The organism is Enterococcus rivorum, from assembly GCF_001742285.1.
GTDB lineage: Bacteria > Bacillota > Bacilli > Lactobacillales > Enterococcaceae > Enterococcus_L > Enterococcus_L rivorum.
In genome coordinates, this window is sequence record NZ_MIEK01000037.1 from 1 (window position 1) to 19458 (window position 19458).

19 protein-coding genes are annotated in these 19458 nt (G+C 34.8%); 16 read left to right on the forward strand and 3 right to left on the reverse strand.

Annotated elements, in window-relative coordinates; all coding sequences use genetic code 11:
* Nucleotides 1-186 precede the first annotated feature (186 nt).
* From BCR26_RS12395 to BCR26_RS12400, 3 genes are all read right to left on the reverse strand, one after another.
* Nucleotides 187-1083, reverse strand: coding sequence for a hypothetical protein (locus BCR26_RS12395; protein ID WP_069699312.1), 897 nt, complete (start codon nt 1081-1083; stop codon nt 187-189).
* Between the two features lie 118 nt (nt 1084-1201).
* Entirely contained in the window at nt 1202-1336 is a 135-nt protein-coding gene (locus BCR26_RS19155; RefSeq protein WP_281186560.1) for a hypothetical protein, read from the reverse strand.
* Between the two features lie 73 nt (nt 1337-1409).
* Nucleotides 1410-2270: a LysR family transcriptional regulator gene (locus tag BCR26_RS12400; RefSeq protein ID WP_069699313.1), complete on the reverse strand. Its 861-nt coding sequence runs from the start codon at nt 2268-2270 to the stop codon at nt 1410-1412.
* Between the two features lie 116 nt (nt 2271-2386).
* Here BCR26_RS12400 and BCR26_RS12405 point away from each other — a divergent pair, with 116 nt between their 5' ends.
* The 16 genes from BCR26_RS12405 to BCR26_RS12480 all read left to right on the forward strand — a co-directional run bounded on the left by BCR26_RS12405 (nt 2387) and on the right by BCR26_RS12480 (nt 19449).
* Nucleotides 2387-2980, forward strand: a complete 594-nt coding sequence (locus BCR26_RS12405; protein WP_069699314.1) for a DapH/DapD/GlmU-related protein — start codon at nt 2387-2389, stop codon at nt 2978-2980.
* A complete protein-coding gene (locus tag BCR26_RS12410) occupies nt 2970-3716 on the forward strand; it encodes an SDR family oxidoreductase (RefSeq protein ID WP_069699315.1) in 747 nt (248 codons plus the stop codon). Before BCR26_RS12405 ends, BCR26_RS12410 begins: the two co-directional genes overlap by 11 nt.
* A gap of 368 nt (nt 3717-4084) precedes the next feature.
* Entirely contained in the window at nt 4085-4801 is a 717-nt protein-coding gene (locus BCR26_RS12415) for an alpha/beta hydrolase (protein WP_069699316.1), read from the forward strand.
* Nucleotides 4802-4815: 14 nt separating this feature from the next.
* Nucleotides 4816-5472 carry a hypothetical protein gene (locus BCR26_RS12420; protein ID WP_069699317.1) on the forward strand — a complete coding sequence of 219 codons (657 nt, stop codon included), beginning with the start codon at nt 4816-4818 and terminating at the stop codon, nt 5470-5472.
* A 473-nt stretch (nt 5473-5945) separates the two neighbouring features.
* Nucleotides 5946-7055 carry an alpha/beta hydrolase gene (locus tag BCR26_RS12425; protein ID WP_069699318.1) on the forward strand — a complete coding sequence of 370 codons (1110 nt, stop codon included), beginning with the start codon at nt 5946-5948 and terminating at the stop codon, nt 7053-7055.
* Nucleotides 7056-7644: 589 nt separating this feature from the next.
* Nucleotides 7645-8091, forward strand: coding sequence for a MarR family winged helix-turn-helix transcriptional regulator (locus tag BCR26_RS12430; RefSeq protein ID WP_069699319.1), 447 nt, complete (start codon nt 7645-7647; stop codon nt 8089-8091).
* Entirely contained in the window at nt 8091-10472 is a 2382-nt protein-coding gene (locus tag BCR26_RS12435) for an ATP-binding cassette domain-containing protein (RefSeq protein WP_069699320.1), read from the forward strand. The genes BCR26_RS12430 and BCR26_RS12435 overlap by 1 nt, the downstream gene beginning before the upstream one ends.
* A 15-nt stretch (nt 10473-10487) precedes the next feature.
* Complete coding sequence (locus BCR26_RS12440) at nt 10488-12326, forward strand: ABC transporter ATP-binding protein (RefSeq protein ID WP_069699321.1); 1839 nt, start codon at nt 10488-10490, stop codon at nt 12324-12326.
* A gap of 604 nt (nt 12327-12930) precedes the next feature.
* Nucleotides 12931-14082, forward strand: a complete 1152-nt coding sequence (locus BCR26_RS12445) for a site-specific integrase (RefSeq protein WP_069699322.1) — start codon at nt 12931-12933, stop codon at nt 14080-14082.
* A gap of 273 nt (nt 14083-14355) precedes the next feature.
* Entirely contained in the window at nt 14356-15042 is a 687-nt protein-coding gene (locus BCR26_RS12450; RefSeq protein ID WP_069699323.1) for a winged helix-turn-helix domain-containing protein, read from the forward strand.
* Between the two features lie 62 nt (nt 15043-15104).
* Complete coding sequence (locus BCR26_RS12455) at nt 15105-15743, forward strand: hypothetical protein (protein ID WP_139124946.1); 639 nt, start codon at nt 15105-15107, stop codon at nt 15741-15743.
* Between the two features lie 39 nt (nt 15744-15782).
* Nucleotides 15783-16847 carry a WxLIP family cell surface protein gene (locus tag BCR26_RS12460; protein ID WP_069699325.1) on the forward strand — a complete coding sequence of 355 codons (1065 nt, stop codon included), beginning with the start codon at nt 15783-15785 and terminating at the stop codon, nt 16845-16847.
* Nucleotide 16848: 1 nt separating this feature from the next.
* Nucleotides 16849-17178 carry a hypothetical protein gene (locus BCR26_RS12465; RefSeq protein WP_069699326.1) on the forward strand — a complete coding sequence of 110 codons (330 nt, stop codon included), beginning with the start codon at nt 16849-16851 and terminating at the stop codon, nt 17176-17178.
* Between the two features lie 5 nt (nt 17179-17183).
* The gene (locus tag BCR26_RS12470) at nt 17184-17408 is read left to right on the forward strand and encodes a hypothetical protein (RefSeq protein WP_069699327.1); all 225 of its coding nucleotides are present in this window, start codon (nt 17184-17186) and stop codon (nt 17406-17408) included.
* 70 nt (nt 17409-17478) lie between these two features.
* A complete protein-coding gene (locus BCR26_RS12475) occupies nt 17479-18192 on the forward strand; it encodes a WxL domain-containing protein (protein ID WP_069699328.1) in 714 nt (237 codons plus the stop codon).
* 195 nt (nt 18193-18387) lie between these two features.
* The gene (locus BCR26_RS12480) at nt 18388-19449 is read left to right on the forward strand and encodes a WxLIP family cell surface protein (protein ID WP_069699329.1); all 1062 of its coding nucleotides are present in this window, start codon (nt 18388-18390) and stop codon (nt 19447-19449) included.
* The last annotated feature ends 9 nt before the right edge of the window (nt 19450-19458 follow it).

The following is a 19458-nucleotide window of genomic DNA, read 5'->3' on the forward strand; positions in this document are numbered from 1 at the left end:
TGATCCCTCTTGTTTTTTAAACGGAACATTCTCTTTTTTTAGAAATCAAAAAAGTGAGGCAACAATCAGATGTATTTCTGACTATTGTCCCACTCTCCTTTGAATCATAGAAACAAAGAAACAGAGCAACCTTTTAGAGGCTGTTCTGTTTTTCTTAGTTCTGAAAGGAACTATTGACAGAGCCAGTTATTGAGACTGGTACTCAGTCCACCATTTTTCTTTTTGGTACTCCATCAATTGTGTTTCTCCATTAGCAAGTGCTTGAAAAACACGTTTATCATTACTCGTTGTTCCGTCGAGGCCACTAACATTTGGTGGAACTAAGAAAAATGTTAATACTGCATTGTTTGCTCCAGAGTTTGTTCCGTGCACACGCACTTCAAAATATCCATCCACTTTTTTTGGCAGATCAGATGCTATTACTTCAAAATTTCCATGAGAAGTCATTCCATTCCAGTACCCATTTTCAGTTATTGCAGGAAATACAGTAGTTCTATTATTATAATAGTCGTCCGGAGAGTACCCACCTAAGGTAAATCTAGAATCTGCAATTGTTTTGTTAAATTCATTAGTTGAAAGTTGACCAGCAAATGGGGATAAATCTCCCTGTAAAACTACTTCATATTGTTCATTTTCTTTTGGTTTCTGTTTAGAAAATATCATTGTATGAGTAGGATTGCCGTCTTCCATAGTGATTTCAATATCTGATTCGTCTGTATATTCTATGAGCATATTAAATTCTGAATATTCATCAGATTTCTGCATAGGAGTGTTTGATTTTTTTATTTTATCTAAAGTTTCCCATTTCGGTTCAAAGGTAGCGGAAACGTCACCATCTAGAGTAGAATAAGAAATTTCCCATTTATTTCCTTGTAATAATTTTATGATTGCAGTATCACTTGATATAGAGTAATACGTTCCAGATAGATCGATTATTTCAGTTTCTTTTTGTGCTTCATTTGCAATTTTTTGAGATGTAGAAGCTGTACTTGACTCGCTCTGAGTACTCGGTGTCTGTAGAGTGGTGGGCGAGGTGGCAGCAGGTTTGGAACATCCTCCTAGAACAATGAGTGGTAGTAGCAAATATAATGACTTTTTTTTATTAATAACATGGATTTTTCCTCTCTTTCTATATCCTTACGGAACACATACATGCCAGAACTGTACATTCTATATCATCTTCTCTATACTACCATTTCTTTTAAGTGATTAATACGTTTCCCTTATCAATTCTTTTAATTTGAGTCGCCAAAGAGTCTTTAGATTCTGCTAGAACGAACATCATTTTATCAGAATAACTTTCATCCCCAATCGTACTTACTCTATACAATTTCACAGAATAGGAGAGAGTTCAAACTCCTATTATCTATTATTAAATCTCAAACTCATTCTTATTGAAAATCTGTCTTTTAGAGAATTAATTTTAAAAACTCTTTTGAAGCATTTGAAAAAGTTTGATTCTTTTTCCATACAATATTGATAGTTGCAGTTAATGAAGGGAAGAAGGGAACAAATGTCAAATTGGTATCGACAGTGTTTATAATGCCATCGATGCAAAGTAGGCTGGTGATATTTTCACTTACTAAGAGGGAGGCGTTGTAAAGTAAATTATAGGTGCCGATTATGTTGAAATGATCTAAGTTTCCTCCTAGCCATTCTGATAGCTGGTTATCCACTAAAGATTGATTCGAAATCATTAAAGGAATTTCTCGAATATCTTCAGGTTGTACAACCTTTTTTTCTGCTAAAGGATGAGAGTTATTGACCAAGACTCCCCAACGATCAACGATTGGAAGACGTAGATACTCATATTTTTGTTTTTCTACGGGGTCGATAACTAGTCCAAAATCTAAGACGCCATGATCAACCTTTGCTAAGACATCATCTGCGTTGCCACTGTATAGCTGAAGAGTAATTTCTGGATAGTTATTTCTCAGTTCATGTAAGGTTTTACTAATGAATTCAAACGCTCTTGTTTCTCCAGCTCCGATGCTTATTTGTCCACTGACAGTGTTACTTTGAAGTAAATTTGTTGTGGTTGATTCAACTAAAGAGAGAATCTCTTTTCCTCGATTGGCTAAATAAATACCATCTTCGGTTAAGGTAATAAAGCGATTGCCGCGAATGAACAGTGTCACGCCTAATTCTTCTTCCAATTCTTTTAGTTGTTTGGAAAGTGTTGGTTGAGAAAGATGAAGCACTTCAGCAGCTTGGCTGATTGTTTTTTCTCTTACAACGGTCAAAAAGTAATTTAACACCCTAAGTTCCATCAGACCATTCCTTTCTATAGGTAAAATGCATAGATGAGTATTTACTATAAGTATTATTCAAGTATACCTCTTTTAAGTATAATTAGGCTAGCAAAATAGTTTAAGGAGGAAGCTATATGGGTGACTCAAATTTACAAGAAAAATTAGCGGATAAAGAGATACTAAAGGATTCTATCCTGTATAAAGAAATCCATCGAGTAAAAAAAGACAATGAGCGATTAATTATAGAGATGAACACGCAATACCATAGCAAAGAAGAGGTTAGGCACTATTTGGAAGAGGTTACAGGTAAAGTAATTGAGCCTTCAGTAGAGATTTCCTTGCCCTTTTACAGTGATTTTGGAAAACACATTTCATTTGGAAAGAATATTTTTATAAATCAGAATGTGACTTTTGTGGATTTAGGAGGGATTATCATTGAGGACAACGTATTAATTGGTCCCTGTGCGAGATTGGTAACCGTCAATCATTTGATAGATCCTAAAAATAGACGAGGAATAAGAGTAGAATCAATTTGTGTTAAAAGAAATGCGTGGATTGGGGCGAATGCTACGATTCTGCCAGGTATCACAATTGGAGAAAATTCGATTGTTGCGGCTGATTCAACGGTAACAAGAGATGTTCTAGCTAATGTTATAGTGGCAGGAAGCCCTGCAAAAGTTATTAAAAAAATTGAAAATAATAAAGGAGAGATAACAAATGACAATTAAAGACAAAGTCGTGGTGATAACAGGAGCTTCATCTGGAATAGGCGAAGCAACGGCGAGGTTGTTAGCAAAAAAAGGGGCTAAACTAGTTTTAGGCGCTCGTCGAGAAGAACAATTGAAAGAGATTGTTGAACGGATAAAAGCAGATTCTGGAGAGGCAATTTATTCCATTACTGATGTCACAAAACGTGAAGACAATAAGAAATTAGTCGAACTTGCTATTAGAACCTATGGAAAAGTGGATGTTATCTTTTTAAATGCAGGAATTATGCCTAATTCTCCGTTATCTGCATTGAAAGAAGAAGAATGGGATCAAATGATTGACGTCAATATTAAAGGTGTCCTTAATGGCATTGCAGCCGTTTTACCATCATTTATTGAGCAAAAATCTGGGCATATTATTGCAACTTCCTCTGTAGCAGGATTAAAAGCCTATCCAGGAGGCGCTGTTTATGGTGCAACGAAATGGGCTGTTCGAGATTTAATGGAAGTTTTACGAATGGAGTCAGCACAGGAGGAGACAAACATACGAACAGCAACTATCTATCCAGCCGCCATCAACACAGAACTACTTGATACGATAACGGATCAAGCAACAGCACAAGGGATGACGAGTTTATATAAAAAATTTGGTGTTACACCTGATCATATAGCTAATATTGTCGCCTATGCAATTGATCAGCCAGAAGAGGTTAATGTGAATGAATTTACAGTAGGGCCGACTAGTCAGTCATGGTAGTTAGAAACATTTAAAGTGAAATAATGAAAATAATCAAATGAGGCAGTAGCTAATTTTAAGAATAGATTTTTATATAAATATACATTTTACGAGCAAAGAATGGCATTAGTGATGACGGTGTTTGAACGAGGTTGCTAGTAAAAGTTATTGAATGGTCTAAAGACACACCTTAAATATGAAAAGGTGTGTCTTCTATGTTTATCTTAGATTTAGGTAGTGCTTAAAAACAACTAAAAGTTAATGATATTTTTGATAATAAGGATTAGATTAATCTATAATTAATGTTATAATATGAGAATAGAAAACGTATGGCTGATACCTGGAACAATGAATGGATTTAAGAATAAGTACTGAAGGAGAGTAGGTGTATGATAAAACGAATACTATATATAGAAGGAATTCCAGCGGTTTTATGGGGACCGAAATCCAATCATGTATTTATTGCAGTTCATGGAGATCAGTCTAATAAAGAGGATGATATCATTAAACTCTTTGCAGAGGTCGCTGTAAATAAAGGATACCAAGTTCTTAGTTTTGATTTGCCTGAGCATGGTGATCGTAAAATAGAACGAACGCTTTGTACGGCCCAAAATAGCGTCAAAGATTTAGTAAAGATCGTAAATTATGTTTCCTATCAAGCAGTGAAGATTAGTGTTTTTGGTTGCAGTATTGGCGCGTATTTCAGTATGTTAGCTTATAAAGATGAGCTAATCCAACAAGCACTTTTTCTATCCCCAGTTGTTGATATGAAGAGGATTATTTTTAATATGATGATGTGGTTCAACATCAGTGAGGAACGATTGAAAAAAGATCAAAAGGTAGTGACACCTATTAAAACACTCTATTGGGACTACTATGAATATGTATTGATTCATCCATTACAGTGGCATAGCCCAACGAAGATTCTTTATGGCGCAAAGGATGAGCTTTGTGAAGAGGATTTTATCAATCAATTTGTTGAAAAGACTAGTTCTGAGCTAACCATTTTAGAAGAAGGGGAGCATTTTTTTCATTCGCAAGAGCAACTTACTTTTTTTGAGAAATGGTTGGAGAGAAGTATAAATGGCTTAAAGCCTAGTAAATAGATGGGGGAAGAGAAATGAAAAAATGGTTATTAATTGGTTGCTGTGCTTTTTTCTTAACCGCATGTACAACAAAAAAAGAGATGAAAAACGCTAATAGTATTGAAACAACTGTCACTCAACATATGACGAAGGCAGAAGAAAGTAAAGAAGCAAAAAGCTCTTCAAGTACAAATCAAACGGAGAAAGCTAGTTCTAGTAGTGAGTCATCAGGTTCATCAGCTACTAGTGAATCAGTAGACTTGGAAAAGCAACAGCGAGAGGAAAAATTGGAAGCCTACAATAATCTAGCCGTTCCGCTTAAGGTGCTTTTAGCAACAACGATTGTTGATGAACGCGCTGAAACGCCAGGATTAGTGGGGTATGGACTAGGCTACAATTTCGATGGTGGATTTCTATTTGTACAAATTGGTTCAGGGGCTGGCACAGGACACCCTGAAATAAAACTATCTTATGATAATGAAGCAATCTATCCTATTGAAGCAATTGTTAGGGAGGGTGCAGCTAAAATAAATAATCTCCCAGTTCCAACAGCTCCTGTCTCAAAGATTGCACTATATGATAAATATTTAAACGAAAAAGAAAAATATGATTCTTCACTGTCCCATGTTCAAGTTTCTGAAAATATGACAGAAGCTAATTTCGAAAAGCTAAAAGCGTTAATCGGAAACTAGTATCTTGACAATGTTATAATTCAGTAAAGGTTCAAAATCAAAGAGCAGGCAGCCAGCACACAAGCGACTCGGCAAAAAGCGCCGATTCCATTGTTAACTGGAGTCAAACTAGCTGTAGAAGCCTAATAAAACAGCTAGTAATTCCCCAGTTGCTTCTAAGGCTGCTTGTACTTGATAGTGAAACTTCTCTGTTTGCTAAACAAAATATTAAAAAAATGAACTTTCTCAAAATTGACTTTAAACATTGTCAAGCTACTAGTTATCAAATGAATAGCATAAATTTCGTCAAAGCTAAAATATCTTCCCGAAAGAGACGCTATTTTAGTTTTTTTCCTGTTTAGTAGTCAAGTGTAGGTTAAGAATTTTCAGAAATAGCAATCTATCTGCCTAATTCAATGAACGAATCCTACCCATAAAATCCCTTTTAAATGTATAATAGAAATATCACGAAGGAATAAAAGGAGAAATTGAAGATGGGCAGACAATATGACCAACAGCTACTAAAGGATATTATTGAAAAACAAGAAAAGGCTGTTGTTGATGGGGTGGAGATTCTATTTAAGCCAATCCCTGATTGTGAGATTAAAGGAGCGATGGATCCAAGAATCTATAAACAAATGAAAAAAATGGCCTTGATTACTCGGTTTATCCCGAAAAGTAAGTTAAAAATGACGGTCAATGAAAAATCAGTTGCTAAGTTAAGAAAAATGTTTAACAGTATTGATAGCACACCGATTGTTGACGAAGAAGCTGTGACGGTAACTTCGGAGTTTGTTACAGCAGAAGATGGCTATAAAATTCCTATGTATTGCTTTAAGTCAAAAAATACACTTGAGAATGCACCCATTCTTTATTTTATTCACGGTGGTGGATTTTTTGCTGGAAGTACGGCGGTTGTTACAGATGCGTTGAAAGTAATCGTACAAAATACAAATATTATTGCTTTTTCAATTGATTATCGTTTAGCACCTGAAAATCTTTATCCAATTGGACATGAGGATTGCTACAGTGGCTTGAAATGGATTCATGACAATGCAAATCGCTTTGGTGGTGATCCTAATAATATTTTTGTTGCTGGGGATAGTGCAGGAGGGAATTTGACGTTATATTGTACGAATAAGTCCCTAGATGAGAACTGGAACTTGGTAAAAGGACAACTGATTTTATACCCTACGGTTAATATGGGTGGGGTAGAAGATGAGTATGTGAAGTTTTCAAAAGAAAAGTTTGATATTTATGACAAACAAGCGCGTATCATCAATTTGACATTGGATATGTTTAGTGGAGCAACAGCGGGACTAGGACAACTTTTAGGAACAAAAGAATTAATGAATAAATATCTGTCACCTTATATAGAAGTAAATCCGGCAATGCCTCCGACTTTTGTGACAGTTGGAGAACATGATTTTCTGAAAGTTGAAACGCTGGCTTATGCTAGAAAATTAGTTTTAGCAGGTGTGGATACGACAACAATTGTTTATAAAGGGTTAGGACATGCTTATATTGACCGTATCGGTTATTTACCGCAAAGTGAAGACTGTGCAATTGAAATGGGAAATTTTATATTGAAACATAAAGGATAGCACTCTAGAAGTAATCCTAATCCTTAGTATGGAGCTTAGGCTCAATAAAAAAAGTCTATTTTGAATGGTACTCTAGCTTTCCTAATAAATGACATATAAAATCCAGGTTCATTCAAAGAAAAATAAGGGGAGTGAAAATCATTCATCACGATTTTCACTCTCTTTTTTTCTATAGGGGAGAGGTTATCTCAATAAAAAATGAACACTAAATTTTTCGCTGAATTCTTGAGAATTCCGTATTTAAATAGCATGAGGTTGGGACAAAACTAAAAATCAGTTTTGTTTCATCCTCTAAATCTGAATAAACGTTGGTCAAAAGTCTGGGGCTTCTGTCTCAACCTCTTTAAATTGCTTTTTTGAAATGAATAATTCTAGGATAGACTCTGATTGTTTTTATTTGAAAAAACGAACTAGACAACTTACACTAAAGTCGAGTGTAATCATCGTGATTGACTATTTATTTTTTTACATTTTTCTCTAAAAAATTATTGACTTTGGAAAGTGTGTAGAGTAATATCAAACAGTGTTAGTTGCTAATACTGTTAGTAATTAATGGTGGTAGCAAATGATTTGGGAAAGGAGAGGTACAATGTCATTCGCAGAGGATGCCGAACATGAATTGAGTCGTTTGATTGTTCAAAATCGTAACAGTGCTTTTTCCAAATTAGAAAAGAGTAACCAAGGAGAAAGTATTGTTATTAAGTTTATCAACCGATTCGGTGGAGCCTGTAATCCTAAGGAGCTTGCTGAAGCGTTAAATTTGTCAAGTGCTCGGATTGCAGTTGTTTTGAATAGCTTAGAGAAGAAAGACCTGATTGTTCGTAAGATGGATTCTGATGATCGTCGGCGGATTAAAGTTACCTTAACTGAGAAAGGTCAAAAGGCAGCGGAACTTCAGAAAAAAGAAATGCGAGATAAAATTATAGCTGTCTTTAAACAAATGGGGGAAGAGGATACAAAAAAATTCATAGAATTGACAGCAAAATTTGTAGATTGTTCCCAAAAAATTGATTTGAATGAGGAAGGTGACCAATAGTGAAGATTTTTAAATATCTTGGCAAATACTGGTATGCGGTCATCGCAGTTCTTGTGTTGTTAGTTGTACAAGCAAGTAGTGATTTAAGCCTACCAAACTTAACATCGAATATTGTTGATATTGGCATTCAACAAGGTGGACTTGAGTATTCGACTCCTGAAAAAATTAGAAAAACCACCTTTCAGGGCATTGAAATGTTCATGACAGAAGCCGAAAAGAAAATAGTTGAAGAGAATTATCAACTGACAACGAAAACCGTTGACGGAAAAGAAGTAGCAGTCTATGAACTGAAACTTCAAGATGGTATGACCATAGAAAAACTGGCAGATATTTTTAATCTGCCAATGATGATGCTGGCGACTTCTCAAGCAACCGATTCCGCTAGTGCTAAAGAAGCAAAAGCAATTATGGATGCTTATCAGAAAATAGCAGCTGACGCAGAAAAAGCGAAAAAACTAGGCGAAGAAGCAACTAGCTTGGGTGAACAAGCCAAAGCTGCTGGTGAAGCTGCAGCTTCAGCCACAGATGCGCAAATAGCACAAACTAAAGCGGCAGAAGCACAAAACTTGGCAACTCAGGCGCAAGAAAAAGGAGCAGAAGCTCAAATAATTGCCACGGATTTAGCGGCAGCCAATGATGCGATGCCAGCAAAAGTTGAGGAAGCTAGAAAAGCATTTAAAGAGAGCCTTGGTGATTTAGGTGCAGCTTCCATGCAAACTGTTGGGATTAAATTAACTTTGGCTGAGTACAAAGCGTTGGATGTTAATACTCAAAAGATCCAAACTGATTATATGATTAAAACAGGTTCCAAAATGCTGCTTTTGACGTTTATTTCAGGAACTGCAGCAGTAATTGTGGGCTTAATCGCCTCATTAGTTGCTGCGTCAGTTGGGAAGAATTTGCGTGTTGGACAGTATGAACGAACATTGCAATTTTCAAATATAGAGATGGAAAAATTCTCTCCAGCTTCTTTGATTACTCGTAATACAAACGATATTCAACAAATGCAAATGGGGATTGTAATGATTATGCGAATTGTTTTATATGCACCAATTTTAGGATTGGGTGGAATTTATGAAGTATATAAAACAGGAACAGGTATGGGGTGGATTGTTGGTGTGGCAGTTGCAGCGGTCTTAACTTTAGTAATGACCTTATTAATATTTACAATGCCTAAATTTAAAGCTTTACAAAAATTAGTAGACCGAGTGAATTTAGTTTCCCGCGAAATTATTACAGGATTACCCGTGATAAGAGCATTTTCCCGTGAAAAATTTGAGGAAAAGCGTTTTGATGTTGCCAATACAAATTTGATGAAAACTCAATTGTTTGTTAATCGATCCATGTCTATTATGATGCCAGTGATGATGTTACTGATGAATGGAATTTCAGTTTTAATTGTTTGGGTTGGTGGACATAATATGAACAACGGACAGCTTCAAGTTGGGGATATGATGGCGTTTATTACCTATACAATGATGATTGTAATGGCCTTTATGATGCTATCTATGGTATCGATTATTTTACCTCGTGCGAATGTAGCTGCTGGTCGTGTGGAAGAAGTTCTTGAAACGGTTCCGACTATTATTGATCCTAAAACACCTAAAGATCATCATGATTTTAAAGGAGAAGTAAAATTTGAAGCAGTAGAATTCCGTTATGGAGATGCGGATGTCGATGTTTTGCATCATATTAATTTTGTTGCCAAACCAGGACAAACAACGGCTTTAATCGGTTCAACAGGTTCTGGAAAATCAACAATTGTGAATTTGATTCCACGTCTTTTTGATGTAACAGGTGGACGAATAACTGTTGATGGGATAGATGTTCGAGACATGTCCTTGCATAAATTACATGAGATTATCGGCTTTGTTCCTCAGAAAGGAATTTTGTTTTCAGGAGATATTGCTTCAAATATTAAATTTGGGGACGCAGACATTTCGGATGAACAAATGAAAAAGGCCGCTAAAATTGCTCAGGCTGAAGAGTTTATCAATTCTAATGAGAAAGGCTATAGCCGAGAAATTTCTCAAGGTGGAACGAATGTTTCTGGTGGTCAAAAACAACGTCTATCTATCGCTCGTGCATTGGCAAAAAATCCAAAAATCTTAATTTTTGATGATTCCTTCTCTGCGCTTGATAATAAAACAGATGTTGCGCTTCGTAAAGCTTTGTCTGAAAATGTTAAAGGCATCACACAGATCATTGTGGCTCAAAAAATTTCTACGATTCTACATGCTGATAACATTGTCGTTTTAAATGAAGGTCGTGTGGTTAGTCAAGGAACACATGAAGAACTGATGCAAACATCTAAAGTATATCAAGAGATTGCTCAATCGCAGTTAAGTAATGCTGAATTGGGAATCGAAGAGGCTGAGTAAGGAGGAGCAAATAAAATGGCAGAAAACAAACAAAACCGCGGCTTTGGCGGTGGCCGTGGGCAAATTGCTCCCGGAGAGAAAGCAAAGGACTTTAAAGGAACAATAAAAAAATTAGTCTCCTATCTGGGTGCATATAAAATTCCTGTTCTCTTTGTCGTTATCTTTGCGATGGCCTCAACAATTTTCAATATATGGGGACCAAAGATTTTGGCTCAGGCGATTACAGAATTATTTGATGGTTTGATTAAAAAGTATCAAGGAACAGGTAGTATAAATTTTGAAAAAATTGGAGGAATTCTTCTCTTCATGCTAGGTTTATACCTAGTTGCATCAATTTTTGGCGTTATCCAAGGTTGGATTATGTCCACCATTTCTCAAAAAATCACGTATCGGATGCGGAGAGAAATTTCTGAAAAAATTAATCGGATGCCTATGAATTATTTTGAAAGTCGCACCACAGGGGAAGTATTGTCAAGAATCACCAACGATGTAGATACCTTGGGACAATCATTGAATCAATCTCTAACGCAATTAATTACCTCAACGTTTACGATTGTTGGAGTCATTGTGATGATGCTATCCATCTCACTTCCTATGACCGGAATTGCAATATTAATCGTTCCAATCTCCTTTATTCTAATTATGATTGTTGTTAAAAATTCTCAAAAGTATTTTAAAACACAGCAAGAATATCTTGGCGTCATAAATGGGAAAGTGGAAGAAACTATTGGTGGTTATAACATCGTACGATTATTCAATGATGAAGAAAACTCTTTAAATGAATTTAAAGAGCAAAACGATATTCTTTTTAAATCTGCATGGAAATCTCAATTTCTTTCTGGTTTAATGCAACCAATTATGAACTTCGTAGGAAATCTAGGCTATGTAGCAGTAGCAATTTTTGGTGGAATTATGGCGTATAATGGCGCAATTACTGTGGGAGATATTCAAGCATTTATTCAATATGTTCGAAATTTAACGCAACCAATTGCCCAGCTAGCTCAGGTTTCAAATATGCTTCAATCAATGGCAGCAGCAGCAGAGAGAGTTTTTGAATTTCTGGGAGAAGAGGAAGAAGATCAGACAGTTCCAAATCCAGTTAAAATTGACAGAGCACGAGGTCAGGTAGATTTTGAGCATGTTCATTTTGGTTATACCCCAGATAAAATTGTAATTCATGATTTTAGTACGCATGTTGAACCTGGTCAAACAGTCGCGATTGTTGGTCCGACAGGTGCTGGAAAAACAACGATGGTCAAATTATTAATGCGTTTTTACGATGTGAACTCTGGTGCAATTAAAATCGATGGTTACAATATCAAAGACTTTAATCGTGCAGATTTACGTAAAAATATTGGGATGGTCTTACAAGACACATGGTTGTTTAAGGGAACGATTATGGAAAATCTTCGTTATGGACGTTTAGATGCAACGGATGAAGAAGTATATGCTGCTGCAAAAGCGGCCCATGTTCATCATTTTATTCAAACATTACCAGGTGGTTATGATTTGGAGCTAAACGAAGAATCTTCCAATATCTCTCAAGGACAAAAGCAGTTGTTAACGATTGCCCGTGCTATTTTAGCGGATAAACCAATCTTAATTTTGGATGAGGCCACGTCATCAGTCGATACACGGACAGAGGGATTAATTCAGGAAGCGATGAGTAATTTAATGTCTGGTCGGACTTCCTTTGTTATTGCTCACCGTTTATCAACGATTAAAGATGCGGATAAAATTCTTTACATGCAGGAAGGCGATATTAAAGAACAAGGAACCCATGAAGAATTGATAGCTAAAAATGGGTACTATGCTTCTCTTTACAACTCGCAATTTGAAGAACTTACGGAATAAAAGTAAGACTGAAACAAAAAAGTTGGTCTTAGTAAGTTAGAAGAAATGACTTCAGGTTAAATCGTTTGTTTATTAAGTTTACAGGTATTTCAGGAGTAAATCAGAGACTGATAGGCCCGAATGGGTCAGAAAATGTTGGATAAAAAACTAATAAAGTGAGTATTTATCAGGGGTATTACTGATAGATACTCACTTTTTATTTTAATGATATTTGTTAGTTATTGTTATTCGTCAAGTGAAAGTATGTAAATATATATTTTAATTTTTATGTAAATGTTTTTTTCTTGTCATTTTGTTACCAACTGTAGGAAAAAAAAGTTTTATAGACTATAATGTAAGAGTGTTTATATAACGTCTGTTACCGATAAAAAAGAGATTTCTCAGTTTTTATACAACTGAGAAATCTCACTTTTATTTCTTTAATATAAGAATAATCTAGAGTATGAGGTTATGTCAACATGTGTTTTTATCATTTTTATAAGAAAAAGAATAAAAAGATGAGAAAAAAACAATTTATAACGGTTGGTATGTTGAAATTTGGGCGTTTTTTCTTAAGCCGTCAAAAATACCGTCATTATTTAGTAGAAAGGTGCATCGTTATAGTATGTCTAGAAGAGGAGAAAATATATACAAGCGAAAAGATGGTCGTTGGGAGGGACGTTATATTAAAAGCAGACAGCACGATGGAAAAATTAAGTATGGATATGTATATTCAAAGAATTATAAGGAAGCAAAAGAAAAGCTGATTGTCTTAAAAGCGCAATACCAAAGTCAACAAATAAGATGTGTCAATTTTAATGACACACTGATCAATTTTCTAAAGCGATGGCTAAAAAGTTATGGAAAGCTACAACTAAAAGAGACTACCTATTCTAAGTATTCTCGAATAATTACGAATCACATTGAACCATTTTTTTCTAACCAATATTTACATCACCTGACTGAAAATGAGTGCATCAGTTTTCTAAATTTTTTGGTGGATAAAGGATTAGGTTCTGGGAGTATTCGAAACATTTTTAATTTGCTAAGAAAAGCGCTAGACATAGCTGTTAGAGAAAAATATATCGAAAAAAATCCATGTAAAGAAATTATTTTGCCAAGGTTAGTAAGGAAGGAAGTACGAGCTTTAACTTTTGAGGAACAAAGAAAAATAGAAAGAATTGCTCTTGAAGAAATAGCTTGTTCTCCTATTATTGTTGGTCTATATACAGGAATGAGAATTGGCGAACTAAGTGGTTTACGCTGGCAAGATATCGATTTTCAAGAGGAAATTATTTATGTTCGTCGCACGATCACAAGGATTAGTGTTGATGGAGAATCTAGGAAAACAAAATTGATTATTCATGAACCTAAAACAGGTAGCTCTTATCGCAAAATTCCTTTAGCAAAAAATCTCAAAGCTTATCTTCAAGCAAAGAAAAAGAGTGCTGATAGTGTTTTTGTTTTCTCTCATAGAGGGAACTTCGTAGAGCCAAGATTAATCAGTTATCGATTTAAATCCATTCAAAATAAAGCCGGATTAGAGGATATTCATTTTCATATGCTTAGACATACCTTTGCAACTAGAGCGATTGAAACAGGCGTAGATGTAGCGAGTTTGAGTAGAATTTTAGGACATAGTTCAACCAAAATGACTTTAGATACATATACTTATTCTATTTATGATAATAGAGTCTTGGCAATGGAAAAAATAGATAATTTAATGAGCCAACCCATTAAGATTGGTAAAAAGAAGGCGGGGAGTGTAAAAGTTTAGAAAAAGTGTTTAGTCGTATAACTAGTTGGACATTCATCATATAAATAGCCAAGTGTGAGTAACAAGACGTTCTTTGTTTTGTTACTCACACTTTTTTGACATTCATTATAAGCCGTCAATAGTCCGTCAGATAAGGTCGCTAAAGATTGATTTAGCAGCAGAAACTAGCTATTTTCTCAGTTGTATAAAAATCGAGAAAAATAAAACTCCTTTTTATCTCCTAAAGATCAATCTCAAAATCAGAAATTTTTAATTAATATAGGAGTGAAAACAGTGTTTAAAATAGGATTGCTTGATAATTATAACAAAAATGACTTAGATACTAAACAAACTTTCGATACTAGATGTGAAATTTATCATTTAAGCAAGGAAACTGTTATTAACCAGTTATCAATGATTGATGGACTAGTGATGCATTATAGAGAAAATGCGGAAAAGTCTGAGCTATATGAACAAGTTGTCATTATTAGAAATGTTTCAGTGATCCCTATATGGGTTGTATCTGAAGTGATGTCCAGTCGAGAGCGATTAACGTTTTTAAAATTAGGTGTTCTCGTAATTATAAAAAAAGGTATTTTTGACGAGGAGCTTAGTTTAAGTCTTGTTAATGCGTTGAAAATAGTAGACCATCGACGAACAATCACTAATACTAGAATACTTTCTCAGTCAAAAAACATTGAAATCATTGATTCTAATTGCAGTATCCGCTTTAAAGAGGGGCAAATTGTTCACTTAACTAGGTTAGAGTTTCAATTGATTTTAGAGTTAGCGAAAGAACCAAATAAAGCTGTTTCATATGAAGAATTAACCACACTAATTTGGTCAGATTCAGTTCCCAAAGGGGATATTTATCGTTTAGCTAACCTTGTTTTCAATGTTAGAAAGAAATTGAGAGAGGAAAATATTGATCCTTCAATTATTAAAACTATCCGCTCGAGAGGTTATATGCTAACTGAATAAAAAGCGGGAACAGGGTTGTTCCAAGAAAAGATGATTAAATACTGCAGAACGGGGAATACATGTTGAGTAAAGAAGCCATAATGAAAAAAATAACCATTAAGCGTTTCTATTATATGGAAGTGATTCTTACAGCTGGATGGATAGTATATTTAATGAAATTCTATTTCTTTTACAAGGAAGCCTATTTTTATGTAGATAAGCGTTTGTCTTTACTGTTACAAGTTTTATCGTTTTTTACAGATAACTGGGATAAAGCATTTTTATACTTTGTGCTAGGTTTCCTGTTAATGGTAGTTACGTTATTTGTGACTAGCATTATCTATTTAATAGATAGAGGAATTGTAGAAAAAAAGCAATTATTCTTTTTCATTGTAGGTCTAAATAGTATCTGCTTTTTTTCATTATTTCTAAATGTGCTAGGAGTCATTTTCTTCATATTGCTGATCTTAGCAGCAACATTAGTCTATGTCATTTTTATTTTAGGAAATGTCAATTGGAATGAAGAAAGAAGGAAGTATGAGGTTGGCGACATAATTGATATGAAAGGACCTTTTGAAACAAAAGAAGAGGCACAAAGAGCAACCAAACTATCTTTCTCCAAGTACCCAGAAAACGCAAAATTTGGTTTAGGTGAAGATATCTATGTAGGAACAGACAATAAGTATTACGCAGACATATACATTGAAGTACTAAAAAAATAAGACATAAAATTGTAATAGTAAGGAGCAATCAAATTCTAGATGAATAAGAATAATTCTATATACGCAGCTTTGTTTATAAGTCTTTTCCTAATTCTATTTCCTAATCAAACTTTAGCTAAGGAATCCTCTAATTTAGGCTACACGGTTTCTGCTGTACTAAATGGAAAACAAATTGATCCTGAGAAAAGTTACTTTTATATTCAAACCGTACCGGAAGAAGAACAAACTTTGAAAGTAAAGGTGAAAAGTACTCAGAAAGAGCCGATTAAACTGAAGATATTTGCTACGAATGCTTTTACTGGCGACAGTGGAACGATTGAATATACAGGAGATAAGTATTTACTGGACGAAACCTTAAAGGTACCTATTAATGCAATTTTAAAAGTAGAAACGCCAAGCTTAACCGTTGGGAATTTTGAAGAAAAAGAAGCAATTTTTAAACTAATACCGCCGAAAGAAAACTATTCAGGAATAAAAATGGGAGCACTGTTTTTTGAAATTGATGATTCAGAAAATAAAAGCCAGATGTCAAATAAATTTGCCTACAGAATAGGGTTGATTACTTCGGAAACAGGAGATGATTATAAGGATTCGAAAACGCTTAATTTAGTAGACGTGAAGTCATCCATCAAACGTGGTAAAAAAATGGTTCTAACGACGTTACAAAACCCCGAACCAAAAATCTTAAATAATTTAGAAGTAAAAGCAGAAGTGAAAGAAAAAGAGAAACAAACTGTTTTAAAGAAAAAAACAGTTGGAAATTATATGTTAGCGCCTAATAGTCATTTTGATTTTGAAATCGATTGGGGAACGGCAGCAGTAAAAGCAGGAACTTATATTGTCACAATAAAGGCTTCCAATGGATACAGTGATTGGACTTTTGAAAAGGAGTTTACAATTTCTGGTACCCAAGCGAAAGAAATGAATGACGAAAGTAGTTTTAAAATTGTGACACCAACATGGATAAAAATTGCCGCGGTTCTAGGCTTTCTTTTGATGGGAATCATGAGTAGTTTAATTTTTATCAGAAGAAAGAAAATGGAAACCGAATGGAATCGGAGGAGAAAGAAAAAGAAAAAAAGGAAAAAGAAAGTAGGGAAATAAGGTGAAAAAATATGTTGTGCTACTATTTTTTCTGATTATCATGGGAGGGTTGCTCTTTGGAGAAGAGGTTGAAGCCATTGAGCAATTCGATACAACTCCTTTAAACATTACCTTTGCAAGAGAAGAACCAATTAAACCCAAACAGCCGCTAGTTGATGAACCAACGTTGCCGGAAACGATTAATCCGCAGCCTTATCGAGTAGGGAGACTACCGTCTACAGGAGATTTGGTTACCTCTCTGATATATACCATTATTGGGTTTTCTTTTCTTTTAGTGATTATCGGAGTATTTAGTTTGAGAAATATACTGTTGAAAATGACATGGGAGTGAGACAAATGATTGACTATTTATGGCTATTTGTACTTGGAGGAATGGCTATTTTATCCTTGCTTTTTTTCCTAGTACCGCTATCAAGAGATGCATTTCTAATTAAGAAACTGAGGAAAAAGAAACAGAGTCTTGTACTGAATTTTAGCTTGCTTTTTATTTCTTTAACCAGTTTAGGGTTAATCGCCTATCTTTTTGTTCTCATAAGAGATCAAATCGAGCTTTTGCAATAAAAATTAGATGAATAACTTATAACAGTAACTGTCGCCAATAGGTATCTATGCTATCAAAGGATGGTAAAAAATGAAAAAAACACTAATGATTACTTTATTATCAGCAACAGCTTTAACGTTATTTGCAACATCAGCAGAGGCAAAATCATTTGATGAAAAAACAGATGTAGGGGTTAATTTTAAATCAGATGAGCCAACAAATCCTGGGGATAACAAACCCTATAAAGATAACTTATCTCTTGTTTGGAAGCCAGCCAGCTTCCAATTTGGAGAACAAAAAGCGGTAGGGAATTCAGCGACTTTTAGTAATACGGTTACTGGAAAGCAATATCTAATCGTTAACGATGATCGAAAAGCGAATTCAACCCCCTGGAAATTAAGTGCCAAATTATCAGAGTTAAAATCAGCAGATGGGTCAAAAACTTTGGCATCTAAGTTAACGTTCAATCTAGGAGATATGCAATCCTACACCATTGGGACTACCATTGGAGAAGATAATGACTTTGTTCCAAATAAGCCAGATGCAAGTGGCGCTTTAGGTACTTTAGATCCCAATGCTGGGATTACATTAGGTGATGGCAAAGTTAAGACAATGACTTTAGAAGCTGGTAGCACAACAGGTAGCTCTATTCTAGAGAAAAAGGTAGCGAATGATGTCAAAGGCGGAGTGGCAACTTTGATTACAGATACAAAACTAGTTGTAACAGATGCCAAAGCAGATCAAGCCGCCGGTGAATCATTTACTGGTTATGTAACATGGACCATGGATGATTTACAACCTTAAGAATAGTAATGTAAAAAACACAAAAATTTTTGAATAAATTGCATAGATACTGATTGGTCAGAGAGTTATTGTTATAAGTTGTTCATGTTAATAAGTAAAAAGCAGCAAAAATTAGCTTTATTTAATTTTGAATCAAATGAAGTACATACGGATGAAGAATAGCGAAAGTCTATCGTTTCAAGAGGGGATTAGTAAATGAGAAAAAAACTGTTCTATGTTTTATTTTCTGGGATTTTCTCCTTCGTTTATTTTCCAATTAGTGGATTTTCAGCATCGGATATTTCAGAACAGATGGATAAATTTTCCTATGAGGTTTTATTCCCTGATAATCAAAAAGACAGCAATAGTGGTTATTATGATTTACTGATGCAACCAGGAGAAAAACAAACGCTTCAGTTACGCCTCACGAATCAGTCAGAGAAACCATTGAAAGTGGAAACACGCGTAAACAGTGCTAAAACCAATGGAAATGGTGTGATTGAATACGGAACGAATGAATTAAAAACTGATGCTTCTCTTGTATATAATCTTGAAGAAATAATGGAAGGTCCCCAAGAAGTTATTTTACCAGCCAACAGTAGTAAAATAATTGAGTTTAAGGTTGCTTTGCCAACGACTCCTTTTGAAGGTTATCTTGCTGGGGGAATACAGTTAAAGCCAATTACAGAGACCGATACGGAACAACCAGAGCAAGCGGTGGTTATTAATAAACTTGCCTATCTGATTGGAGTCCTAATTAGTGAGTCGGATGTAAAAAAAGTTGTGCCTGAATTAAAGCTAAATAATGTGTCATTGAATTTGAAAGATGGTAGCTATAATTTATTCGTCAATTTATCTAATGTGAAGCCAGTTTTTGTTGAAAAAATGGCTGTAGCAATTAAAATCAAGGAAATCAATCAAAAAATACCACTTTTAGAATTTGAAAAAAAAGGGATGCGGATGGCACCAAATTCGATGATTAATATCCCTATTTCTTTGAATAATCAGGAGATTTCTTCTGGAGAATACACAGCTGAGATTCATATCACCGAAGAAACTGGTCGAAATTGGACGTGGATTAAAAATTTCACTTTAATGAAGGTGGAAGCAGAAAAACTGAAACAAAAGGAACCAGCCGAACATTTTTCTTTTTTGAATTACTGGTGGTTGTTATTTTTAAGTACTGTGATAATTACGGTTTGTCTATGGCTGTTTTTCTCTAGAAAACGTAGGAAGAGAAGTCGGATGGATAACTATAGAATGAAAAAGAAGGATTAGGAGGATAAT